The organism is Bradyrhizobium sp. 35, assembly GCF_023073215.1.
Classification (GTDB): Bacteria; Pseudomonadota; Alphaproteobacteria; order Rhizobiales; family Xanthobacteraceae; genus Bradyrhizobium; species Bradyrhizobium canariense_D.
Map to the genome: position 1 here is coordinate 89,818 of NZ_JADPJC010000160.1, position 21,024 is coordinate 110,841.

Consider the following 21,024-nt stretch of genomic DNA (forward strand, 5'->3'; position numbering starts at 1 on the left):
GGTTTCCGCGCCGGTCCTGACGCGCTATCCTCTAGCTTACATGCTTCCTTGAGGGAACCAATCAAGGGTATGGGCGTCATATCCTCCAGTGTAACTCCGTCGCGATCATGGCGATCCGCGTAGAGGGAGCCGAGTTGCGTAAAAGGTCGTTGGCCGTGAGGAATCGGCTAGGCCCTTGTTGTGTAACGCCAGCTGCCTCGCCTCGCCGCCAGCGGCTGCGTGGAGTACTCATCAGCGGATTCCGGTCCGCCTGATGCATCGTGGCTCGGTCGCGAATGGCCATGCTGGGGGAAAGCATGCAAGCACATCATGACCGTCTGGCGCTCGCTGTCACAGACAGCCCCCAGTCGGTCACGTCGACCGGATGCGTCGATGCGTCCCACGATCTCGAAATCGGTCCATGTACGACCCAACTGCGGTTGCTGATCGTTGCGGGTTTCGCCATGACGCTGCTCAGCGCAACGCTCGCCTTGGGCTGGTGGAACGCTTTTGGCGATTACGACACGACGGTCGGCTATGCCGGCGTGGTGGCGTTCGCCGCGATGACCGGCCGGCTGATCTGGATGCTCCCCGCCGAGCGGGCATCGGTGGTGATCGTCACCCCCTATGGCATTCGCGACCTTCGCATCGGCAATGAATTTCTGCTGTGGGACTCGATCGCGGAGATTTCGGCTGAAGAACGCCGCGGGCGCAAGGTGATCGTGCTGACGCCGACGCCGGCCTTGCAGAGGCAGCTCTGCAGCATCCGCGGCTTGGCCCGCGGTGTGACGGACGATCGCATCGTCATCCGGTCGGAGGGCCTGGCGACCGATTTTGATACACTGCTGCGCGTTTGCCGCGACTGTCACGCCGCCGGCGGTCCACGCACCGCATTGCAGCAGGAAGATGAACGCGCCACGCAAGGCTTCGCCGCACAAGCGTCATAAGATCGCCGTTCGCAGACGGCTATGATGCGGCGCCGGATGAACGCATCCCCGGTAATGCCCGGATGTTGCGAGCGAGTGACATTTTCTGGAAATGAGCCAATATAGACAAAGATTCGCTCAAATATCAGGCAGGTGCCTGTTCGTAACTCACCCTGTGCCTACGTTGTGCGTTGCGCCGAGAAGGCGCCCGGGTGTCGAATGATCGTCATGTGCTCACGCTGATTCGAGAGTGGCGCTAAGGAACGGTCCGGTCGCTGCTTTCGTTCAATTGTGTAGCGGAACTCACGCGGAGAGGGATCATGTACAACGATTCTCTATTCAACGCTTTCGCTAAGTCGTTCGAGGCGAGAAGCCAACACGACATGTCGATGGCGGAGTATCTGGAATCGTGTCGAAGCGATCCCATGAAATACGCAAACGCGGCCGAACGACTGCTAGCAGCGATCGGTGAGCCCCAGACGATTGACACGGCCAAGGACCCACGCCTTGGCCGTATTTTTTTGAACCGCACGATCCGCACCTATCCGGCCTTCGCCGGCTTCTACGGCATGGAAGAAACCATCGAGCGCATCGTCGGTTTCTTCCGTCACGCGGCGCAGGGCCTCGAAGAGCGCAAGCAGATCCTGTATCTGCTCGGTCCGGTCGGCGGCGGCAAATCCTCGCTCGCCGAGCGGCTCAAGTCGCTGATGGAGGTGCATCCGATCTACGTGCTCAAGGCCGGCGACGAGCTCTCGCCCGTGTTCGAAAGCCCGCTCAGCCTGTTCGATCCGGATCAGCTCGGCCCAATGCTGGAAGAGAAATACGGCATTCCGCGCCGCCGTCTCACCGGCCTGATGAGCCCGTGGTGCTACAAGCGGCTGGAAGCCTTCGGCGGCGACATTTCCCAGTTCCGGGTTGCAAAGATCCAGCCGTCGCGGCTGCGCCAGATCGGGATCGCGAAGACCGAGCCGGGTGACGAGAACAACCAGGACATTTCCTCGCTGGTCGGCAAGGTCGACATCCGCAAGCTCGAAACCTACGCGCAGAACGATCCCGACGCCTACAGCTATTCCGGCGGCCTCAACCGCGCCAACCAGGGCGTGCTCGAGTTCGTCGAGATGTTCAAGGCGCCGATCAAAATGCTGCACCCGCTGCTCACCGCGACGCAGGAAGGAAACTATATCGGCACCGAGAATATCGGCGCGATCCCCTTCACCGGCGTCATCCTTGCGCACTCCAATGAAGCCGAGTGGTCGAGCTTCAAGGCCAACAAGAACAACGAGGCCTTCATCGACCGCATCTGCGTGATCAAGGTGCCGTACTGCTTGCGGATCACGGAGGAGCAGAAGATCTACGAGAAGCTGATCCAGGGCTCCGAGCTCGCGGCCGCGCCTTGCGCGCCCGCGACGCTGGAAACGCTGGCGCGGTTCTCGGTGATGTCGCGCCTGCGCAAGCACGAAAATTCCACGATCTACGCCAAGATGAGGGTCTACGACGGCGAGAGCCTGAAGGAGACCGATCCGAAGGCGCGCAGCGTCCAGGAATATCGCGATGCCGCCGGCGTCGACGAGGGCATGGACGGTGTTTCCACCCGCTTTGCCTTCAAGATCCTGGCTGCGACCTTCAACCACGATCCGCAGGAAGTCGCCGCCGACGCCGTGCATCTGATGTACGCGCTGGAGCAATCGATCAAGCGCGAGCAACTGCCCGAGGAAGTCGAGAAGCGCTACCTCGAATTCATCAAGGCCGACCTTGCGCCGCGTTATGCCGAGTTCATCGGCAACGAGATCCAGAAGGCTTATCTCGAATCCTACTCGGATTACGGCCAGAACCTGTTCGACCGCTACGTCGACTACGCCGATGCCTGGATCGAGGACCAGGATTTCAAGGACGCCGACACCGGCCAGCTGCTGGATCGTGAGCTTTTGAACCAGGAGCTGACCAAAATCGAGAAGCCGGCGGGCATCGCCAACCCGAAGGATTTCCGCAACGAGGTGGTCAAATTCTCGTTACGGTCGCGCGCCCAGAACGGCGGCAAGAATCCGACCTGGATCTCCTACGAGAAGATTCGCGATGTGATCGAAAAGCGGATATTCTCCCAGGTTGAGGACCTGCTTCCGGTCATCTCCTTCGGGTCGAAGAAGGACGGCGAGACGGAGAAGAAGCATGGCGAGTTCGTCGCACGCATGGTGGAGCGCGGCTACACCGAGCGTCAGGTTCGCCGGCTCGTCGAATGGTACATGCGCGTGAAGCAGGCCGGTTGAGGCGGATGGAAAAGTGCCGATTCACATTATTGACAGGCGCCTGAATCCAGGCGGCAAGAGTCTCGAGAACCGGCAGCGGTTCTTGCGTCGGGCCAAATCCCTGGTGCAGGGCGCCGTCAAGAAGACCTCGCAGGAACGCGACATCAAGGACGTCCTGGAGGGTGGCGAGGTCACCATTCCGCTCGACGGCATGCACGAGCCGCGTTTCCGCCGCGACGGCGGAACGCGCGACATGGTGTTGCCCGGAAACAAGAAGTTCATCGAGGGCGACTATCTCCAGCGCTCCGGCCAGGGCAGTGCCAAGGATTCCGGTCCGGGCGAAGGCGACAGCGAGGACGCCTTCCGCTTCGTGCTCAGCCGCGACGAATTCGTCGATCTCTTCCTCGATGACCTCGAACTTCCTGATCTCGCCAAGCGCAAGATCGCGCAGACCGAGAGCGAGGGCATCCAGCGCGCCGGCTACACCACGTCGGGCTCGCCATCCAACATCTCGGTGAGCCGGACGGTTCGGCGCGCAATGGCGCGCCGTATCGCGCTCAAGCGTCCCAGCAAGGAGGAGATCGAAGAGCTTGAATCCGCCATCGCTGCCTGCGCAGATGAGGACGAGCGTCTGCTGCTGCTAGCCCAGCTCGAAAAACTGAAGGCGAAATCCAAGCGCATTCCCTTCATCGATCCGCTCGACATCCGCTACCGCCGCTTCGAGACGGTTCCAAAGCCCGTTGCCCAGGCTGTGATGTTCTGCCTGATGGACGTGTCGGGCTCGATGTCCGAGCACATGAAGGATCTCGCCAAGCGCTTCTACATGCTGCTCTACGTATTTCTGAAGCGCCGCTACAAGCATGTCGACATCGTCTTCATCCGCCACACCGATCGCGCCGAGGAGGTGGATGAGCAGACCTTCTTCTATGGCCCGGCTTCCGGCGGCACGCTGGTCTCCAGCGCGCTGCAGGCCATGCACGAGATCGTGCGCGAACGCTTCAGCCCGTCGGACTGGAATATCTACGCTGCGCAAGCTTCCGACGGCGACAATTCCTATTCCGACGGCGAGCTCGCGGGCATGCTGCTGACCGACAAAATCCTGCCGGTCTGCCAGTTCTTCGCCTATCTCGAGGTCGGCGAGTCCGGCGGCAGCGCCTTCGATCTGTCCGACTCCTCGCTCTGGACCCTCTACGAGCGCTTGCGCAACAGCGGCGCACCGCTCTCGATGCGCAAGGTCAGCGAGCGCAGCGAAATTTTTCCGGTGTTCCACGATCTGTTTCAGCGCCGCGACACTGCCCAGGAGAAAGCCGCTCCATGACGGAACGCTTGTTCGAAGGCGCCGATTGGGATTTTCACACCTTGCAGCGCATCACGGATGCCTGCGAGGAGGTGGCGACGAAAGATCTCGGGCTCGACGTCTATCCGAACCAGATCGAAGTCATCACCGCGGAGCAGATGCTGGACGCCTATTCGTCGGTCGGCATGCCGCTGTTCTACAAGCACTGGTCGTTCGGAAAGCACTTTGCGTATCACGAGGCCTCATACCGCAAGGGCCTCATGGGCCTCGCCTATGAGATCGTGATCAACTCCTCGCCCTGCATCTCCTACCTGATGGAAGAGAACACGGCGACGATGCAGACGCTGGTGATCGCGCACGCCGCCTTCGGCCACAATCACTTCTTCAAGAACAACTATCTGTTCAAGCAGTGGACCGACGCCGATGGCATCCTGGACTATCTGGATTTCGCCAAGAACTACGTCATGCAATGCGAGGATCGCTACGGCCGCGTGGAGGTCGAGCGCACCCTCGATGCCGCGCATGCGTTGATGTCGCATGGGATCGACCGCTATCCCGGCAAGAAGAAGCTCGACCTCCGCGCCGAAGAGAAGCGGGCAGGGCGCCGCCGCCAGCACGAGGAGGAGGTCTTCAACGACCTCTGGCGCACCGTGCCGGCGGGAAAGAGCAAGACCCGGTCCGCGCTCAGCATCGAACGCCGCCGCAAGCTGCTCGGCCTGCCGCAGGAGAACCTGCTGTATTTCCTCGAGAAGAGCGCGCCGCGGCTGGCGCCCTGGCAGCGCGAGCTGTTGCGCATCGTCCGCCACATCGCGCAATATTTCTATCCGCAGAGCCAGACCAAGGTGATGAACGAGGGGACGGCGACCTACGTCCACTATCGCATCATGACCAAGCTGCATCAGCAGGGCCGCATCAGCGACGGCAATTTCCTCGAATTCCTGCAGTCGCACACCAATGTCGTGTTCCAGCCCGAATTCGATGACCAGCGCTTTTCCGGCTTTAATCCCTATGCGCTCGGCTTCGCCATGATGCAGGACATCGAGCGCATCGTCACCAGGCCGGAAGACGAGGACCGCGAATGGTTCCCGGACATCGCCGGCAAGAACGACGTGATGGGCGTGCTGCGCGACGTCTGGGCCAACTACCGCGACGAGAGTTTCATCGCCCAGTTCCTGAGTCCGAAGCTGATGCGGCACCTCCGCATGTTCCACCTGCATGATGACCCCGAGGAACGCGCCGGCATCCGGGTCGACGCCATTCACGACGAGCGGGGCTTCCGCCGCGTTCGGCGCGAGCTGGCACGGCAGCACGATGTCGGCTACATCGACGCGAATATTGAGGTGGTCGACGTCGATCTCTCCGGCGACCGGCGGCTGATCCTGCATCACCATGTCATCAAGGGCGCGCAGCTCAACGAGACCGACGCCAAGCGCGTGCTCCAGCATCTGGCCGATCTCTGGACCTACGACGTCGCACTGATCGAGGTCGACGCCAATGACAAGGTGCTGCGCGAATATGTCGTGAGCCCGCGCCCGATCTCGGCGGTGGCCTGACGCTGCTGACTATGCGGAGCAATACGGCGAGATGCGCGTTGATGCGCCCTCGCCCCTTGTGGGAGAGGGCGGCGACGCTCGGAGACACAAGCTCACTGCGGTGAGGGGTATCTCTCAACGTTTCCCGTGTCGATAGAGACCCCTCATCCGGCGCTTCGCGCCACCTTCTCCCACAAGGGGAGAAGGAAAGCGTTCGTGGCTCCACAACGGCTGTTCTATCCGGAACGTTTCGCCGGCTTCTTCTTGGACGCATTCAGCGCCACGGCTGCGCGGATCAGCGCCTTCAACGCCTTCTCGTTGATCTTCTCGCCTTCGCGAATATCGATCGCGCGCCGCACGTTGCCGTCGAGGCTCGAGTTGAACAGGCCGGCTGGATCGTCCAGCGCTGCGCCCTTGGCAAACGTCATCTTCACCACGGCCTTGTAGGTCTCGCCGGTGCAGATGATGCCGTCGTGCTCCCACACCGGAACGCCGCGCCATTTCCATTCCTCGACGACGTCAGGATCGGCCTCCTTGATCAGGCCGCGGATTCGTCCGAGCATGTCGCCGCGCCAGTCGCCGAGCTCCTTGATCCTGCCGTCGATCATCCTGGATGGCGAAGCGCCATCCGCCTTCGTCGCGCTGCTGTTTTTCACGGTGACGGCCTTCTTCATGTTCACGCCTCTTGTCGGGCGCCGCGGCGGCGGCCGAGATATGGCAGCGCGAACATGTAGAGTCCGGTCGCAAGCAATGGGATCAATGGGACGAAGGCGAGCAAGCCGATCCACGTCGCCTGGACTTGCAGCGTCAGGGCGACGATGTTGGCGATGACGGCAAGCGTGAAAGCGATCGACAGCCAACGATGGATCTGTCGAACCCACATGTTTCCGGTCAATGAAACCTCCTCTTGAGATGATTGAATGAAGGCCGGCGGCCGAGCTAGTCTGCCCTTGCCAGCAGCTCGTCCAGCTTGGCGAGAAACTGCTTCCAGCCGGCATGCGCGCCGCCAAAAGCCTGCTTCTGCGTCGGGCTGAAGCCCGCTTGCTCGACGCGCAGATGCGTGCCTGCGCCCGCCGGCGTCAGCGTGAAGGTCACGACACTCTTGAGATCGAACGCCGCGTCGTCATGCGAGAAATTCCAGGTGTAGGCGAGCGTCTTCTGCGGCTCGATGGTGAGGACCTCGCAGTCCAACACGCCGCCCCACTCGCCGCGAAGGTTGAAGCGGTGGCCCACGGTCGGCTTGAAGTCGTTCTTCATCAGCCATTCCTCGATCAGATGCGGCTGCGTCAGCGCGCGCCAGATCCGCTCTGCCGGAAAGGCATATTCGCGCTCGACGACGACAGATCGGGTTTCGGTGGGGGATTCGTTCATTGGTCCATCCTCTTCAGGAGATCGTCGAGCGCATCGAGCCGGTTCTGCCAGAATCCGGTCATCTGGCTGGTCCAGTCGATCAGCGGATTGAGCGCGCCGGGCTGGGCGCTGTAATGCGTCTGCCGCCCTTGATGCCGGTCGCGCACCAGACCAGCCTGCTTCAGCGCGCCGAGATGTTTTGAGACTGCGGGCTGGGAAACGCCCGACAGTGCTGTCAGGGCTCCGACCGTCTGTTCGCCCTCGCGGCACAATCGCTCGAAGATCGCCCGACGAGTGGGGTCGGCGAGCGTCCTGAACAGAAGGTCGTGGGCGATGGCGGGCATAAAATCCATAACCTGCAAGTTATGGATATATTCATAACCCTGGGGTTATGGGTACGTCAAGGGGGATGTCGAGCGCGCGCTCCTACGGCCGCAGATAGAGATAACCCTGCGACTGGAGCTCGGCCAAACGGACGACGCCACCCTTCTCCGCGCTGACGAAGCCCGGCAGGAGATCCGTGAGCGTGACGTTCTGCGCCTTCATCGTGTTGCCGCAGGCGGCAAGCTCGACGCCATCCTTGGAAAAATCGCCGACGCGCTTGCTAATGTCAGGGTTGGCCTGCGCCGAGTGAAACGCCTTCAGTGCCGGGCCGTGGATCACCAGCGCGATCGTCACATGGTCGGGGCCGCCGACGCCATCGATGTGGTTCTGGATGTTGCCGAGGACGAAGTTGACCTTCTCGGCATCGCTCAGGTGATAGACCACCTTCAGCTTGTTGCCCGTGCCGGCCTCGGTCGCGGCCTTCGCGCTGGAGGCGCCAAGTGCCGCGCCCAGGCCTGAGACGGCGCTCCACAAGATGTTCCGGCGGTTCATGACGATCTCCCCTCGATTGTGCCGGACACATATCATTTGTGGCGGAGCGCGGCGAGTTCCTTGCGGTCGGTCACGAGCGAGGCGCATTCCTTATTGTCCGTTCGATCTAGGCGGAAAATCCCGTCGTCGGCCCCGGCGACCAGTGACAGTTCGGCATCGTCGTCCGGCTTGTTGTTCTGCCAGACCCTGACCCGCGCCAGCCGCACGATCGCCGATTTGTCGTCCTTCGAGAGCGCGACGCCGATGCCGCCGCCCTCGCAGTCGACGCCGCAACCGAGGCGGATTTCGGTGCCGTCCTTGGTGAACACAGCGTGATGACAGGAGCCGCTGGAATCGAAATCGCCGGAGCGGTGACGATATCTGAAGCCGAGGCGGAAGGAGTTGTGGAACTGCTTGTCTTCGGTGTCCATCTCCGCCGAGATCAGCAGCTTCATCGAGGCGACCTTCTGCTTCGGATGGTGCGCCAGATGCTCGGCATCGTAGCGGCGCACGAAGCAGGCATAGGCCTTGTTGCCGGGTTCGCCGGCATACATGCGCGCGTTGAAGGTTTCGGCTTCGGCCTTGATGGCCTCACGGATATCGTCGGCCTCCTCGGCGTGAGCGGCGCCGCCGAGCGCGGCAAGGAAGACGGCCGCAACGAGAAAAGACTTCATGATGGCCTCGCGTGCAGCAGCTGAGCTGTACGCTGTAGACGCAGCCCCGGTGCGACGCGTTCAACGTCCGCACAGCTGACAGCATCATCGCAGGGCGGAGCGAGGTGATTAGTTCCACGCCGGGCATTAGTCGTCGGTGGGGTCCTGAAGGTTCATTCGACGTGACGCCTTCGCCTTTCGGAACTCGGCGCCTGCGATTCCACGGACATTGCCCGATTCCATCGATGTGATAGCCTTCACAGACGATCGCCTTTGGCAGTCGTAGGCTGGGGTCTGCCTTTGCAAGTTTGTGGAGTCCCCGCAATGGGCGAAATTCGCAACTTCAGATCCGGGAATGACGAGCCGCCTTCGCACGGCCCTATGCCTCGTCGCCTCGCGGCCATCATTGTCGGTGACATCGCTTCCTACAGCCGCCTGATGCAGGCCGACGAAGAGGGCACGCACGTCCGCGTCAAGCGGATCGAGCGGGATCTCATCCAGCCCAGCATCGTCGAGCACAACGGAAGTCTGGTGAAGACGACGGGCGATGGCTTCATCGCGATTTTCGACAGTCCGGTCGAGGCCGTCCGATGCAGCATCGTCATCCAGCAGAATCTCATCGGCCGCAACGCCTCGCTTCCGAAGAACACCCGGATCGAGTACCGGATTGGCGTCAATCTCGGTGACGTCATCGTGGAGCCTGACGACGTCTACGGCGACGGCGTCAATATCGCCACGCGTATCGAGGGCATCGCCGAGCCAGGCCAGGTCTTTATCTCCGGCGCGATCTACGAGCAGATCAAGCACAAGGTCGTGTGCGGTTACGAGTCGCTCGGGGACCGCAAGGTCAAGAACATCACCGATCCCGTGCGCGTTTATAAAGTGCTGCCGGATGCAGACGCGGTCGGCAGGACGCGGGGGCGGCGCGAGAATGCCCTGATCTTTCTCCTGGGTATCACGCTGTCGGTGATGGCCGCCGGCGTGCTGTGGTATCTTCTGGCTCAGGCGCCGGGCAGGGTAGGCGAGCAGGCCGCCGTCACTCCCGCCTCTCCTGCCGCATCGCCGAGCCCGCAGCCTCCGCCGCGCGAAGCGGCGCCGCAGACGCCGCAGCCTTCTCCCTCGTCGGCTTCATCATCTCCATCGCCCGCTCCGGCGCCAAATCAATCGACGAGTCAATCGGTAAGTCAATCGCCGATTCCCGTCCGCGAACCCGAGATGGTCGCCATTCGCGGCGGCAGCTTTGCGATGGGAAGCAACGACGACCCGACCGAGCGTCCCGTCCATCAGGTGACGGTGAAGCCGTTCTCGATCAGCAAATATCCCGTGACCGTGCAGGAATGGAACGAGTGCGCCGCTGCAAAGGCGTGCAGCTTCACCGCCATCGGCAAGGACGATGCGCCGGTCAGCAATGTGAGCTGGACCGACGCGCAGCAATATGCGGCCTATCTCGCCAAGGCGACGAAGAAGACGTATCGGCTTCCGAGCGAAGCCGAATGGGAATATGCCGCGCGGGGCGGAACGCAGACCAGATATTGGTGGGGCGACAAGCTGCAGCCGGGCATGGCCGGTTGCAAGGATTGCGGTGATCTCGCGGCCGAGCAGCCAGCGAAAGTCGGCAGCTTCAAGCCGAACCCGTTCGGGCTCCACGACATGGGCGGCGGCGTCGATCAGTGGGTCGAGGACTGCTGGCACAAGACCTATCAGGGCGCGCCCACCGACGGCTCGGCATGGAGCAGCGGGGACTGCAGCGCTCATGTCCTGCGCTCGGGCTCCTGGAAGAACGATTCGAGATATGTGCGGCCGTCCAACCGCGATGGCTACGACACCAATGTTCGTTACCCCACGCACGGATTCCGCGTGGCGCTCAGTCCTTAAGTGGTGGAGTTGGTTTGATGCAGATCCTTCGTTGCGTCGCGCTGGCGGCGGCGCTCGCATTGCTTCCGGGGGCAGCCTTTTCGCAGGGCAAGGCAGCGCCCAAGGACGCAAAGCTCTATTTCATCACCCCGCGTGACGGGCAGAAGGTGCGCGGCGGATTCTGGGTCCGGTTCGGCTTGCGCAACATGGGAGTGACCCATGCCGGCGACGAGTACCAGAACGCCGGTCACCATCATCTGCTGATCGACGTCAACGACCCCATCGATCCCAAGGAGCCGATCCTGCAGGACAAGTCGCATCTGCATTTCGGGGCAGGGCAGACCGAAACGCTGCTCGAGCTTCCGCCCGGGACGCACACGCTTCAACTCGTGCTGGGCGATGCCAAGCACTATCCGTTCGAGCCGCCCATCGTGTCGGAGAAGATCACCATACGCGTCCGGCAGCCGGCCGCGGCACGATAGGCAATCACCGCAGGCTGGCGTTGAACTTGTCCAGCGCCGCCGAGCCGGGGCAGAGCGTGTCGGCTTCCAGCGTGTTGAGCGGCGTTTCGACCGTGTTGAGATGCTCGTGCAGGTCTTCCGCGTCGGGATCGACATAGAGCAGGCCGGTGACGATCTGTCCCTTGGCGGCGTGCTTTTGCAGGAAGGTTTGGGCGCCGAGCCGGTCGTGCGGATCGTAGTCGGCATCGATCTTGCGCAGCGCGATCCTGCTGCCGTCATGCTGCTCGACCATTTGCACGGTGCCGGGTGCGTAATCCACCGCAATCGGATCGCGGCTGACCAGCACATCGAGCCGGTTCACCGCGTCATTGTGCTCGCGGACATAGTCGAAGCTCTTGGTCGAGCCGGCATGGTTGTTGAAGGCGATGCAGGGGCTGATGACGTCGATGAACGACGCGCCCTTGTGGCGGATCGCGGCCGCGATCAGCGGCACGAGCTGGGTCTTGTCGCCGGAGAACGAGCGCGCGACGAAAGTCGCCCCCAACTGCAGCGCGATCGCGACGAGGTCGATGGCGTTGTCGGTGTTGGTGACGCCCTTCTTGGACTTCGAGCCGCGGTCGGCGGTCGCCGAGAACTGGCCCTTGGTCAAACCGTAGACGCCGTTGTTCTCGACGATATAGGTCATGTTGACGCCGCGCCGGATCGAATGCGCGAACTGGCCGAAGCCGATCGAGGCGGAATCGCCGTCGCCGGAGACGCCGAGATAGATCAGGTCGCGATTGGCGAGATTGGCGCCGGTCAGGACGCTGGGCATGCGGCCGTGCACGGAGTTGAAGCCGTGCGAATTGCCGAGAAAATAGTCCGGCGTCTTCGACGAGCAGCCGATACCCGAAATCTTGGCGACCCGGTGCGGCTCGATCGAAAGCTCATAGCAGGCCTCGATGATGGAGGCCGTGATCGAGTCATGGCCACAGCCGGCGCACAGCGTCGAGATCTTGCCCTCGTAATCGCGATGGGTGTAGCCGAGCTCGTTCTTCTTCAGCCCGGGATGGTGGAATTTCGGCTTTGCAATGTAGGTCATGACACGGCCTTGCGGAGCGGGGTCACCTTGATGTGATCCTGGTGGTCGCCAATGGCTTTTGCGATGAAGCGGGCGGTGATCGGCGAGCCGTCGTAATGCACGATCGGCACCAGCCGCACCGGGTCGATGCCGTTTTCGTTGACGATGAGCTGGCGCAGCTGGCTGTCGCGATTCTGCTCGACTACATAGACGAAATCGTGCTCGGCGAGGAAGCTCGCCACGCTGGAGTGGAACGGGAAGGCGCGGATGCGCAGGCGGTCGAGCTGATGCCCGCGCGCTTCAAGCAATCCGATCGCCTCGTCCATCGCCGGCGTGGTCGAGCCGAAATAGATCACGCCGTATTTGGTTGGCCGTTCCGCATTGGCCTGGAGCGGCCGCGGCACCAGATCCTGCGCGGTCTCGAACTTGCGCATCAGGCGCTGCATGTTGTCGGCGTAGACCGAGCCTTCTTCGGAGTAACGCGCATAGCGGTCACGCGACGTGCCACGGGTAAAATAGGAGCCCTTGGTCGGATGCGTGCCGGGATAGGTTCGGTAGGGGATGCCGTCGCCGTCGACGTCGAGATAGCGGCCGAAATCGCGGCCTTCGTCCAGCATCTCCGCGGTCATCACCTTGCCGCGGTCATATTGCTTGGCGTCGTCCCATTTCAGCGGACGGCAGAGCCGGTGGTTCATGCCGATGTCGAGGTCGAGCATCAGGAAGATGGTGGTCTGGAGCCGCTCGGCGAGATCGAAAGCCGCGGCCGCGAACTCGAACGCTTCGGCGGGATCCTCCGGGAACAGCAGCACATGCTTGGTGTCGCCATGTGAAGCATAGGCGCAGGCGATGATGTCGCATTGCTGGGTACGGGTCGGCATGCCGGTCGAGGGACCGGCGCGCTGGATGTTCATGATCACGGCCGGGATTTCGGCGAAATATGACAGGCCGATGAACTCGGTCATCAGCGAGATGCCGGGGCCGGAGGTCGCGGTGAAGGCGCGCGCGCCGTTCCAGGAGGCGCCGATCACGATTCCGATCGAGGCGAGCTCGTCCTCGCCCTGCACGATGGCGTATTTCGCCTTGCCGGTTTCCGGGTCGTGCCGGTACTTCTTGCAGTGCGCGGTGAAGGCCTCGGCCACGGACGAAGACGGCGTGATCGGATACCACGCGCACACCGTGGCGCCGCCATAGACGGCGCCGAGCGCGGCGGCGCTGTTGCCTTCGATGAAGATGCGGTCGCCGACCTTGTCGGACTTCTTCACCCGCAGCCCGGTCGGGCATTTCAGGTTTTGCAGTGCCCAGTCGCGGCCGAGATGCAGCGCGTGGACGTTGGACGAGAGCAGCTTCTCCTTGCCCTTGTACTGCTCGCCGATCAGCTGCTCGATCAGCTTCGGATCCATGTCGAGCAGCGCCGAGAGCGCCCCGAGATAGATGATGTTCTTGAACAGCTGGCGCTGGCGCGGATCGGTATAGGTCGAGTTGGTGATCGCGGTCAGGGGGACGCCGATCACGGTGATGTCGTCGCGGAATTTGGTCGACGGCATCGGCTTGGTGGAATCATAGAACAGATAGCCGCCGGGCTCGATGCCGGCGACGTCCTTGTCCCAGGTCTGCGGGTTCATGGCGACCATCATGTCGACGCCGCCGCGGGCGCCGAGATGGCCGTCTTCGGTCACCCGCACCTCGTACCAGGTCGGCAGGCCCTGGATGTTGGAGGGGAAGATGTTACGGGGGCTCACCGGAACGCCGTGGCGCAGGATCGCGCGCGCAAACATCTCGTTGGCGCTGGCCGAGCCGGATCCGTTGACGTTGGCGAAGCGGACGACGAAGTCGTTTACGCTGCTGATCGGCTTTTTGTCGGACATGCTGAACCTGCGTGAGTCATCTCGATCAAATATTTCTGCATGTCCCAGGCGCCGGTGGGGCAGCGCTCGGCGCACAGCCCGCAATGCAGGCAGACATCCTCGTCCTTCACCATCACCCGCCCGGTCTTGAGGTCGCTGGAAACATAGAGATCCTGGTCCGGATGCAGCGAGGGTGCTTTCAGGCGCTGACGGAGATCGCCTTCCTCGCCGTTGTCCGTGAAGGTGATGCAATCCATCGGACAGATGTCGACGCAGGCATCGCACTCGATGCAGAGCGAGGTCGAGAACACGGTCTGGACGTCGCAGTTCAGGCAGCGATGAGCTTCGCCCAGCGCCAGCTTGACGTCATAGCCGAGCTCGACCTCGGTGCGGATGTCCTTCAGCGCGATCACCTTGTCGCGATGCGGCACCTTGTAGCGCTTGTCGTTGGAGATGTCGTTGTCATAGCTCCATTCGTGGATGCCCATCTTCTGCGAGGAGATGTACACGTCGGGCAATGGCCGCTCGGTGATGTCCTCGCCCGAGAGCATTTTGTGGATCGACAGCGCGGCGTCATGGCCCTGCGCCACCGCCCAGATGATGTTTTTCGGCCCGAACGCGGCGTCGCCGCCGAAGAACACCTTCGGGTTGGTCGAGACGAAGGTTTGCGGATCGACCTTGGGCATGTGCCATTTATCGAACTCGATGCCGCAGTCCTGCTCGATCCAGGGGAAGGCGTTCTCCTGGCCGACCGCGACCAGCACGTCGTCGCATTCGATGGTCTGGTCCGGCTCGCCCGAGGGCACGAGGTTGCGGCGGCCCTTGGCGTCATATTCGGCCTTCACCTTCTGGAAAGTGATGCCGATGAGCTTGCCGTTGTCGTGGACGAAGGCTGTGGGCACGAGGAAGTTGAGGATCGGGATGTCCTCGTGGAGCGCATCTTCCTTCTCCCAGGGCGAGGCCTTCATTTCCTCGAAGCCGGAGCGTACGACGACCTTCACCTCTTCGCCGCCGAGGCGACGCGCAGTGCGGCAGCAATCCATCGCGGTGTTGCCGCCGCCGAGCACGATGACGCGCTTGCCGATCTTGTCGGTATGACCGAACGAGACCGAGGACAGCCAGTCGATGCCGATATGGACGTTGGCGGCTGCTTCCTTGCGTCCGGGGATGTCGAGCTCGCGGCCGCGCGGTGCGCCGGAGCCGACGAAGATTGCGTCGTACTTCTCCGCGAGCAGCGCCTTCATGCTCTCGATGCGATGGCCGCCCTTGAAGTCGACGCCGAGACCCAGGATGTAGCCGGTCTCCTCGTCGATGACCGAATCCGGCAGGCGGAATTTCGGGATCTGCGAGCGCATCATGCCGCCGGCTTGGGCATCGGCGTCGAACACGGTGCAGTGATAGCCGAGCGGCGCGAGATCGCGGGCGACCGTCAGCGAAGCGGGACCACCCCCCACGAAGGCAACGCGCTTGCCGTTCTTGGCCGAGGGGCGCGGCAAGCGCTGCGTGATGTCGTCCTTGAAGTCGGCGGCGACGCGCTTCAGGCGGCAGATCGCGACCGGCGTCTCCTCGACGCGTCCGCGGCGGCACGCCGGCTCGCATGGACGATCGCAGGTCCGTCCCAGAATTCCGGGAAACACGTTCGATTTCCAATTGATCATATAGGCGTCGCTGTAGCGGCCTTGGGCGATCAGTCGGATGTATTCGGGAACGGGAGTGTGCGCAGGACAGGCCCATTGGCAATCGACCACTTTGTGAAAGTAGTCGGGGGCCGCAATATCGGTCGGTTTCATTCCTACCCTGTCCGCGCAGGCTCAAAGACCCCGCGGCCTTTTCTTGAGCTTGCGAACGCTAACGCGCGGCGATCTGGTTTCTGAATGACGTCATTAGGTTAGCTTATTAGAACCGCTCCGAAGTACAACGGCAAATTTCGCGCTTCCCCTCTTTCATGGGAGCTACGCGCGCACAGCATTAACGGCCGTGCGCAGTATGTGGCGGTGCAGCATGTTGCGATGCGTCCGATGGCTTAGTTGCGCGCGATGTCGCTCTTCGCGAGGTCCCACATCAGGCAGTAGGAGCCGACCGACACGGGAAGCGGGAATGGCGAGGCGGCAGGGCCGGTGAAGCGCTCGGCGATCACGGACGAGACCGCGCCGACATGCGTGCCGTCGATCAGCACGAACCAGTCGCGCGCGCCTTCGTTGCGCACCGCCGGAATATCCGCGGTCGCGCCTGATAGTTCCGGCTCGCTTTCGAGCAGATGCATGGAGATGATGCCGTCGTGTTTTTCCGGCGCCAGCCGTTCTTGCAGTGCGTCACGCCACGCGACTGCATTGTCCGGCGTCGGCCGCAGCCGCACGAGGCCGAGCGCCGCGCCGCGTCCGGTACCGTTGCTGATCGTGATGCGGGCGACCACGCGGAGCATGTCCTTGAAATGCGCCATGCTCCGCCGCGACCATTCGGTCTGATTGGCGAGCCTCGCCCGGTAGGCGGGACTGTCGAGCACGTCGAGCGTCGCGGTTGAATACAGCGAGAGATATTTGGGATTGGCGGCGTGCGCGACATAGCGCCGCGCTTCGAGAAAGCCCTCGATCGCAACGCGCTCTTCCAGATGCTCGCGATCGTACCAGCGGTTGAAATCGGGTTCATTTGGAACGTCGATATTCATCGACGTGAGCAACATGCCCTTCCCGGCGAGTGGCATTTTCTTGTCCCGCTATCGCGAAATCTTCGAAGCGATATCTGCGATCGACTTCATGACCGCGTCCCGCACGCCGGTATCATAGAGCGAATGGCCGGCTTCTTCCACGATGCGAATCTCGGAACCCGGCCACACTTTCGCGAGCGCCTGCGATGTCTCGGGAGGGCACAACAGATCGTAGCGGCCCTGGACGATGATGCCGGGAATGCCGTCGAGCTTGCCGGCGTTCCGCAACAACTCGTTCTCCGTCATGAAGCTGTCTTGGACGAAATAATGCGCCTCCATGAACGGCGTCGCCGGCAATGTGCGCCACACGTTCAGCGACGCCAGATCCAGCCGTGTCTTTGCCGCCTTGTGCTCCGACAAGGCGCGTTCGGTATCGTGCCAGGCGCGCGAGGCCGGGCCATGCACCGCCGGATCGGGATCGAGGATGCGGCGATAGTAGGCTTCCACCGGTTGCGCGCGCTCCTCGACCGGCAGCACGCTCAGAAAATCGTCGTAGAGCGCGGGGTAGAATTGCGACAGGCGCGAGGTGAAGGCGATCTCGACTTCAGCACGCGTGCCGAGAAAGGTCGCGCGCAGCGCAATTCCGGAGACGCGCTCGGGATGCGCCTGCGCATAAGCCAGCGCCAGCGTCGCGCCCCAGGAGCCGCCGACCACCATCCAGCGCGCGACGCCGAATTTCTCGCGGATCTTTTCCATGTCCGCGATCAGATGCTGTATGGTGTTGTGCTGTCGCGATCCCTTCGGCCGGCTGCGACCGCAGCCGCGCTGGTCGAACAGCACGGCATGGAAACGGTCGGGATCAAACAGGCGGCGGTGGTCGGGCTGGCAGCCGCTGCCGGGGCCGCCATGCAGATAGACCGCGGGGATGCCGTCGGTGCGGCCGACGCTCTCGACATAGAGTTCGTGGCCGTCGCCGACGTCGAGCATTTCGGAGGTCAGCGGTGCAAAGGGATCGGCGCGCTTGACTGAGCTGGCCGCGTCGGCGTCAGGCACCATTCTCGGATTCCAGGGTGCCGCCGGCGAAATTGCGATAGAGGAAGCGGTTGGTTTCGCCCTCAGCCTCGCGCTCGGCCTGCTTGAAGATGGTCTCGTGCAGCGGCGACAGCGCGCAGGCGGGATCGGTGTTGGCGGCGTCGCCGGTCAGCGCAAAGGCCTGGCAGCGGCAGCCGCCGAAATCGATCTCCCGGAATTCGCAACTCTTGCACGGCTCCTTCATCCAGCCGGTGCCGCGGTAGCGGTTGAAGGCGTCCGAGTTCTGCCAGATCCAGGCGATCGAATGGTTGGAGCGCACGGATTCGAAGTCGAGCCCGGTGATGCTCTCGGCGGCGTGGCAGGGCAGCACCTTGCCGGCCGGCGAAATGTTGAAGAACTGCCGACCCCAGCCGCCCATGCACTTCTTCGGCCGCAGCGCGTAATAATCGGGCACGACATAGTCGATCGTGAGCCGGCCCTTCAGCCGCTCGCGCGCCTCCTCGACGATGCGGGTGCACTCGTCGAGCTGCGCCACCGTCGGCATCAGCGCGGCGCGGTTCTTTAGCGCCCAGCCGTAATATTGGACATTGGCGACCTCGAGCCGGTCGGCGTCGAGGTCCACCGACATCTGGATGATATCAGACAGCTGGTGCAGGTTTTGCCGATGCATCACCGCATTCACGGTGAGCGGCAAATCGAGCTCGCGCGTCCATTTTGCGACTTCGAGCTTCTTGCGGTGCCCGTTTTTGTAGCCGCCGACGCGGTCGGCGAGGGCTTCTTCAACGCCCTGAAAACTGATCTGGACGTGGCAGAGCCCGGCATCGGCAAGTTCGCTCAGCCGCTCGCGCGTCAGCAGCACCGCCGAGGTGATGAGGTTGGTGTAGAGCCCGACGTCGCTCGCATGCTTGACCAGTTCGACCAGGTCTTTGCGCGCCGTCGGCTCGCCGCCGGAGAAATGCACCTGCAGCACGCCGATCTCGGCGAGCTCGCTCAATACCTTCTTCCATTCCTCGGTGGTCAGCTCCTTGCCCGAGCGGTCGAGCTCGACCGGGTTGGAGCAGTAGGGACATTGCAGCGGGCAGCGATGGGTGATCTCGAGCAGCACGGCGAGCGGAATGCCGAATGTCTCTGCCGTCGAGCGGCTCTTCTCCAGCACCGCGAGGCTGTCGCTGGCGTCGGGCGGGATGGTGGGATTGCCGAGCACATCGCTCATGACGTCTTCTCCCGGGCCTCCGTGAGAAAGCCCTTGTCGGCGAGATCCTGCAGCATGACAATGACGTCGGCCAGGATCGCCTCGCGCGGCGCGGCGTATTTTGCCGCGAGTTGGTCGGACATTTCGCCGACATTGCGCTCGCCGTCGCAGAGCTGCAAGACCTCGACCGCGATCTCGTCCGGCGCCAGCACGCGTTCGGGCGCCAGGATCACCCAGACTTTTCGCGTCTCGTCATATTTCAGCTTGGCGTGCCGCGGCAGAACCGGCCGGCTGGTCTCGCTGACGCTGATGTGACGCGGCTCGGCCATCGCTCGTTCCTTAGCTCGCCTTTTGGTGTTCTTGGGGCACGAACGCGCCCGGCGGAATGTGGCCCTCGACATAGGCGTGCTGGAGTGCGTCGAGCTGCACCCATAGCACGTTGGTCTTGAAGATCAGCGCATTGCAGACGGACGCGCGTTGCTCGGGCGTGGTGGCATGCGCCTTGACATAGTCGAGCGCAAACCCGGCGTCGCGCGGCGCCTGCGCCAACCGGCGGTTGAAGTAGCTCATGATATCAGGATTGACGAAGTCGTAGTGCTCCAGCATCCCGGAGATGCGCTCTTCGTGCAGGTTCGGCGCGAACAATTCGGTGAGCGAGGACGCGATCGCCTCCAGCGGCGACTTCTCGCGGCAATAGTGCACATAGGCTTCCACCGCAAAGCGCGTCGCCGGCAGGATGCCTTCGGTCGATTCCACGTAAGCTGTGTCCAACCCGAGGCCTTCGGTCAGCTTCAGCCAGCGCTCGATACCGCCTTCGGAGCCGATGTCGCCGTCATGATCCTCGATGCGGTGGCGCCATTCCAGCCGCGTGGCGCGGTCGCGGAAGCGCGAGATCACCACCGCGTCCTTGATCGGGATGGTGCTCTGGTAATAGTAGCGGTTCAGCGCCCAGGCCTGCACCTGGCCCTTGTTGAGCTTGCCGCCATGCAGCAGTCTATGGAACGGATGCAGGCTGTGATAGCGCGTCGCACCGATGTGACGCAGCGCCGCCTCCAGCTCCTCGGCGCTAGTGAGCCTGATGTCCTTGCCGATCGAGAGCGCGGTCATTCCAGTCAGTGACGCGGCATTCACAGCACGATCTCCGTTCCGTCCGCGGGTATCTGCCAGCCCGCCGCTTCAGCGGCCTTGCGCTCCGGGGAAGCGGGCAGCAGCGCCGGATTCGAATTATTGATATGCAGAAATATCTTCCTGTCGAGTGTGAGGTCGGCGAGCCGCGCGATGGCGCCGTGGTCGCCGGACATCGCGACGTGGCCCATGCTTTTGCCGGTCTTGTGGCTAAGCCCGGCCTTGATCATCTCGTCGTCCTGCCACACCGTGCCGTCGAAGAACACCAGCGCAGCGCCGTCGATCTCGGCCTTGAGCGCGTCGGTGACCTCGGCGCAGGCGGCGATGAAGTAGAAGCATTTGCCGGTTGCTTTGTCGGTGATCTTCAGCCCCAGCGTATCGCCTTCGCCGCTGTCGCCGCCCGGATGCGTCTTGCCTTCCAGGTACCAGGCCGATTTGCCCGAGACCGCGAAGGGCAGCACCTCAAGTCCTGAGCGCGCCCCGTCCGGCAGCCGCGGCTCGAACGGCTCATTGATGTCGACCGGCAGGCGCTGCACGTTTTTCTCGTTCAGCACATTGAAGATGCTGTTCGCCTTCAGGATCGCCAGCACCTTCTCGTGCGCATAGACCGTGAAGGGCGAACCCTCGCGCATCGACAGCAGGCCGGCCACTGCGTCCACCTCGCTGTTGGTCAGGATCACGCCTGCGATCGGCGTATGGCGCAGCGCGCCTGCCTTCGGATGCAGCTGTGGCGTCGCATTCAATTGCTGGCGGAGGTCGGGGGAGGCGTTGATCAAGAACCAGTGCTCGCCGTCGCCGCTGAAGGCGACCGAGGCTTGGGTCCGTTGCAGCTCTTGGCCGTTATCACGGGCCGTCCGGCAGCCCTCGCAGCCGCAATTCCATTGCGGCACTCCGCCGCCGGCTGCGGCGCCCAGGACGACGACGCGAAGCATGATCCGTCTCCTGGAGGCAATGTCGCGAGGTGGACCTCACGCAAA

General features: G+C 62.8%; 21 protein-coding genes. 6 read left to right on the forward strand and 15 right to left on the reverse strand.

What is annotated here, in order from left to right; translation table 11 throughout:
- The first annotated feature begins 275 nt into the window (after positions 1–275).
- The 4 genes from IVB36_RS36255 (at position 276) to IVB36_RS36270 (ending at position 5,998) form a co-directional block, all read left to right on the forward strand.
- Positions 276–926, forward strand: a complete 651-nt coding sequence (locus IVB36_RS36255; RefSeq protein WP_085351899.1) for a hypothetical protein — start codon at positions 276–278, stop codon at positions 924–926.
- Positions 927–1,225: 299 nt separating this feature from the next.
- Positions 1,226–3,169 (forward strand): PrkA family serine protein kinase, encoded by a 1,944-nt coding sequence (locus IVB36_RS36260; RefSeq protein ID WP_018454065.1) that lies wholly within the window; start codon positions 1,226–1,228, stop codon positions 3,167–3,169.
- 19 nt (positions 3,170–3,188) lie between these two features.
- Entirely contained in the window at positions 3,189–4,466 is a 1,278-nt protein-coding gene (locus IVB36_RS36265; RefSeq protein WP_026232663.1) for a YeaH/YhbH family protein, read from the forward strand.
- The gene (locus tag IVB36_RS36270) at positions 4,463–5,998 is read left to right on the forward strand and encodes a SpoVR family protein (RefSeq protein ID WP_007613791.1); all 1,536 of its coding nucleotides are present in this window, start codon (positions 4,463–4,465) and stop codon (positions 5,996–5,998) included. The genes IVB36_RS36265 and IVB36_RS36270 overlap by 4 nt, the downstream gene beginning before the upstream one ends.
- Positions 5,999–6,213: 215 nt before the next feature.
- Here IVB36_RS36270 and IVB36_RS36275 read toward each other — a convergent pair whose 3' ends face one another.
- The 6 genes from IVB36_RS36275 to IVB36_RS36300 form a co-directional block, all read right to left on the reverse strand.
- The gene (locus IVB36_RS36275) at positions 6,214–6,651 is read right to left on the reverse strand and encodes a DUF1801 domain-containing protein (RefSeq protein ID WP_085352024.1); all 438 of its coding nucleotides are present in this window, start codon (positions 6,649–6,651) and stop codon (positions 6,214–6,216) included.
- Between the two features lie 2 nt (positions 6,652–6,653).
- Positions 6,654–6,872, reverse strand: coding sequence for a hypothetical protein (locus IVB36_RS36280; protein ID WP_085385331.1), 219 nt, complete (start codon positions 6,870–6,872; stop codon positions 6,654–6,656).
- A gap of 44 nt (positions 6,873–6,916) precedes the next feature.
- Positions 6,917–7,348 carry an SRPBCC domain-containing protein gene (locus tag IVB36_RS36285; protein ID WP_085361497.1) on the reverse strand — a complete coding sequence of 144 codons (432 nt, stop codon included), beginning with the start codon at positions 7,346–7,348 and terminating at the stop codon, positions 6,917–6,919.
- Positions 7,345–7,671 carry a metalloregulator ArsR/SmtB family transcription factor gene (locus tag IVB36_RS36290; protein ID WP_085361496.1) on the reverse strand — a complete coding sequence of 109 codons (327 nt, stop codon included), beginning with the start codon at positions 7,669–7,671 and terminating at the stop codon, positions 7,345–7,347. Before IVB36_RS36290 ends, IVB36_RS36285 begins: the two co-directional genes overlap by 4 nt.
- 82 nt (positions 7,672–7,753) lie before the next feature.
- A complete protein-coding gene (locus IVB36_RS36295) occupies positions 7,754–8,203 on the reverse strand; it encodes a DsrE family protein (RefSeq protein ID WP_085385332.1) in 450 nt (149 codons plus the stop codon).
- Positions 8,204–8,235: 32 nt separating this feature from the next.
- Entirely contained in the window at positions 8,236–8,856 is a 621-nt protein-coding gene (locus tag IVB36_RS36300) for a hypothetical protein (protein WP_018454073.1), read from the reverse strand.
- A gap of 303 nt (positions 8,857–9,159) precedes the next feature.
- Here IVB36_RS36300 and IVB36_RS36305 point away from each other — a divergent pair, with 303 nt between their 5' ends.
- A complete protein-coding gene (locus IVB36_RS36305) occupies positions 9,160–10,710 on the forward strand; it encodes an SUMF1/EgtB/PvdO family nonheme iron enzyme (RefSeq protein WP_085385333.1) in 1,551 nt (516 codons plus the stop codon).
- Positions 10,711–10,727: 17 nt separating this feature from the next.
- Entirely contained in the window at positions 10,728–11,171 is a 444-nt protein-coding gene (locus IVB36_RS36310; RefSeq protein ID WP_018454075.1) for a DUF4399 domain-containing protein, read from the forward strand.
- Between the two features lie 4 nt (positions 11,172–11,175).
- On the opposite strand, the gene IVB36_RS36315 is transcribed toward IVB36_RS36310, so the two are convergent.
- The 9 genes from IVB36_RS36315 to pqqB form a co-directional block, all read right to left on the reverse strand.
- Complete coding sequence (locus IVB36_RS36315) at positions 11,176–12,231, reverse strand: 2-oxoacid:ferredoxin oxidoreductase subunit beta (protein ID WP_085351892.1); 1,056 nt, start codon at positions 12,229–12,231, stop codon at positions 11,176–11,178.
- The gene (locus IVB36_RS36320; protein WP_085385335.1) at positions 12,228–14,075 is read right to left on the reverse strand and encodes a 2-oxoacid:acceptor oxidoreductase subunit alpha; all 1,848 of its coding nucleotides are present in this window, start codon (positions 14,073–14,075) and stop codon (positions 12,228–12,230) included. The genes IVB36_RS36315 and IVB36_RS36320 overlap by 4 nt, the downstream gene beginning before the upstream one ends.
- Positions 14,045–15,844 (reverse strand): FAD-dependent oxidoreductase, encoded by a 1,800-nt coding sequence (locus IVB36_RS36325; RefSeq protein ID WP_247295015.1) that lies wholly within the window; start codon positions 15,842–15,844, stop codon positions 14,045–14,047. The genes IVB36_RS36320 and IVB36_RS36325 overlap by 31 nt, the downstream gene beginning before the upstream one ends.
- A gap of 233 nt (positions 15,845–16,077) precedes the next feature.
- Complete coding sequence (locus IVB36_RS36330) at positions 16,078–16,755, reverse strand: DUF4286 family protein (protein WP_247295012.1); 678 nt, start codon at positions 16,753–16,755, stop codon at positions 16,078–16,080.
- A gap of 12 nt (positions 16,756–16,767) precedes the next feature.
- Positions 16,768–17,754: a prolyl aminopeptidase gene (gene pip, locus IVB36_RS36335; protein ID WP_247361130.1), complete on the reverse strand. Its 987-nt coding sequence runs from the start codon at positions 17,752–17,754 to the stop codon at positions 16,768–16,770.
- Entirely contained in the window at positions 17,744–18,943 is a 1,200-nt protein-coding gene (gene pqqE, locus IVB36_RS36340) for a pyrroloquinoline quinone biosynthesis protein PqqE (RefSeq protein ID WP_018454081.1), read from the reverse strand. Before pqqE ends, pip begins: the two co-directional genes overlap by 11 nt.
- Positions 18,940–19,251: a pyrroloquinoline quinone biosynthesis peptide chaperone PqqD gene (pqqD, locus tag IVB36_RS36345; protein ID WP_247295006.1), complete on the reverse strand. Its 312-nt coding sequence runs from the start codon at positions 19,249–19,251 to the stop codon at positions 18,940–18,942. The genes pqqE and pqqD overlap by 4 nt, the downstream gene beginning before the upstream one ends.
- 10 nt (positions 19,252–19,261) lie before the next feature.
- Positions 19,262–20,053, reverse strand: coding sequence for a pyrroloquinoline-quinone synthase PqqC (gene pqqC, locus IVB36_RS36350; RefSeq protein WP_247295004.1), 792 nt, complete (start codon positions 20,051–20,053; stop codon positions 19,262–19,264).
- Positions 20,050–20,979 carry a pyrroloquinoline quinone biosynthesis protein PqqB gene (gene pqqB, locus IVB36_RS36355; RefSeq protein ID WP_085361488.1) on the reverse strand — a complete coding sequence of 310 codons (930 nt, stop codon included), beginning with the start codon at positions 20,977–20,979 and terminating at the stop codon, positions 20,050–20,052. Before pqqB ends, pqqC begins: the two co-directional genes overlap by 4 nt.
- Positions 20,980–21,024 lie beyond the last annotated feature (45 nt).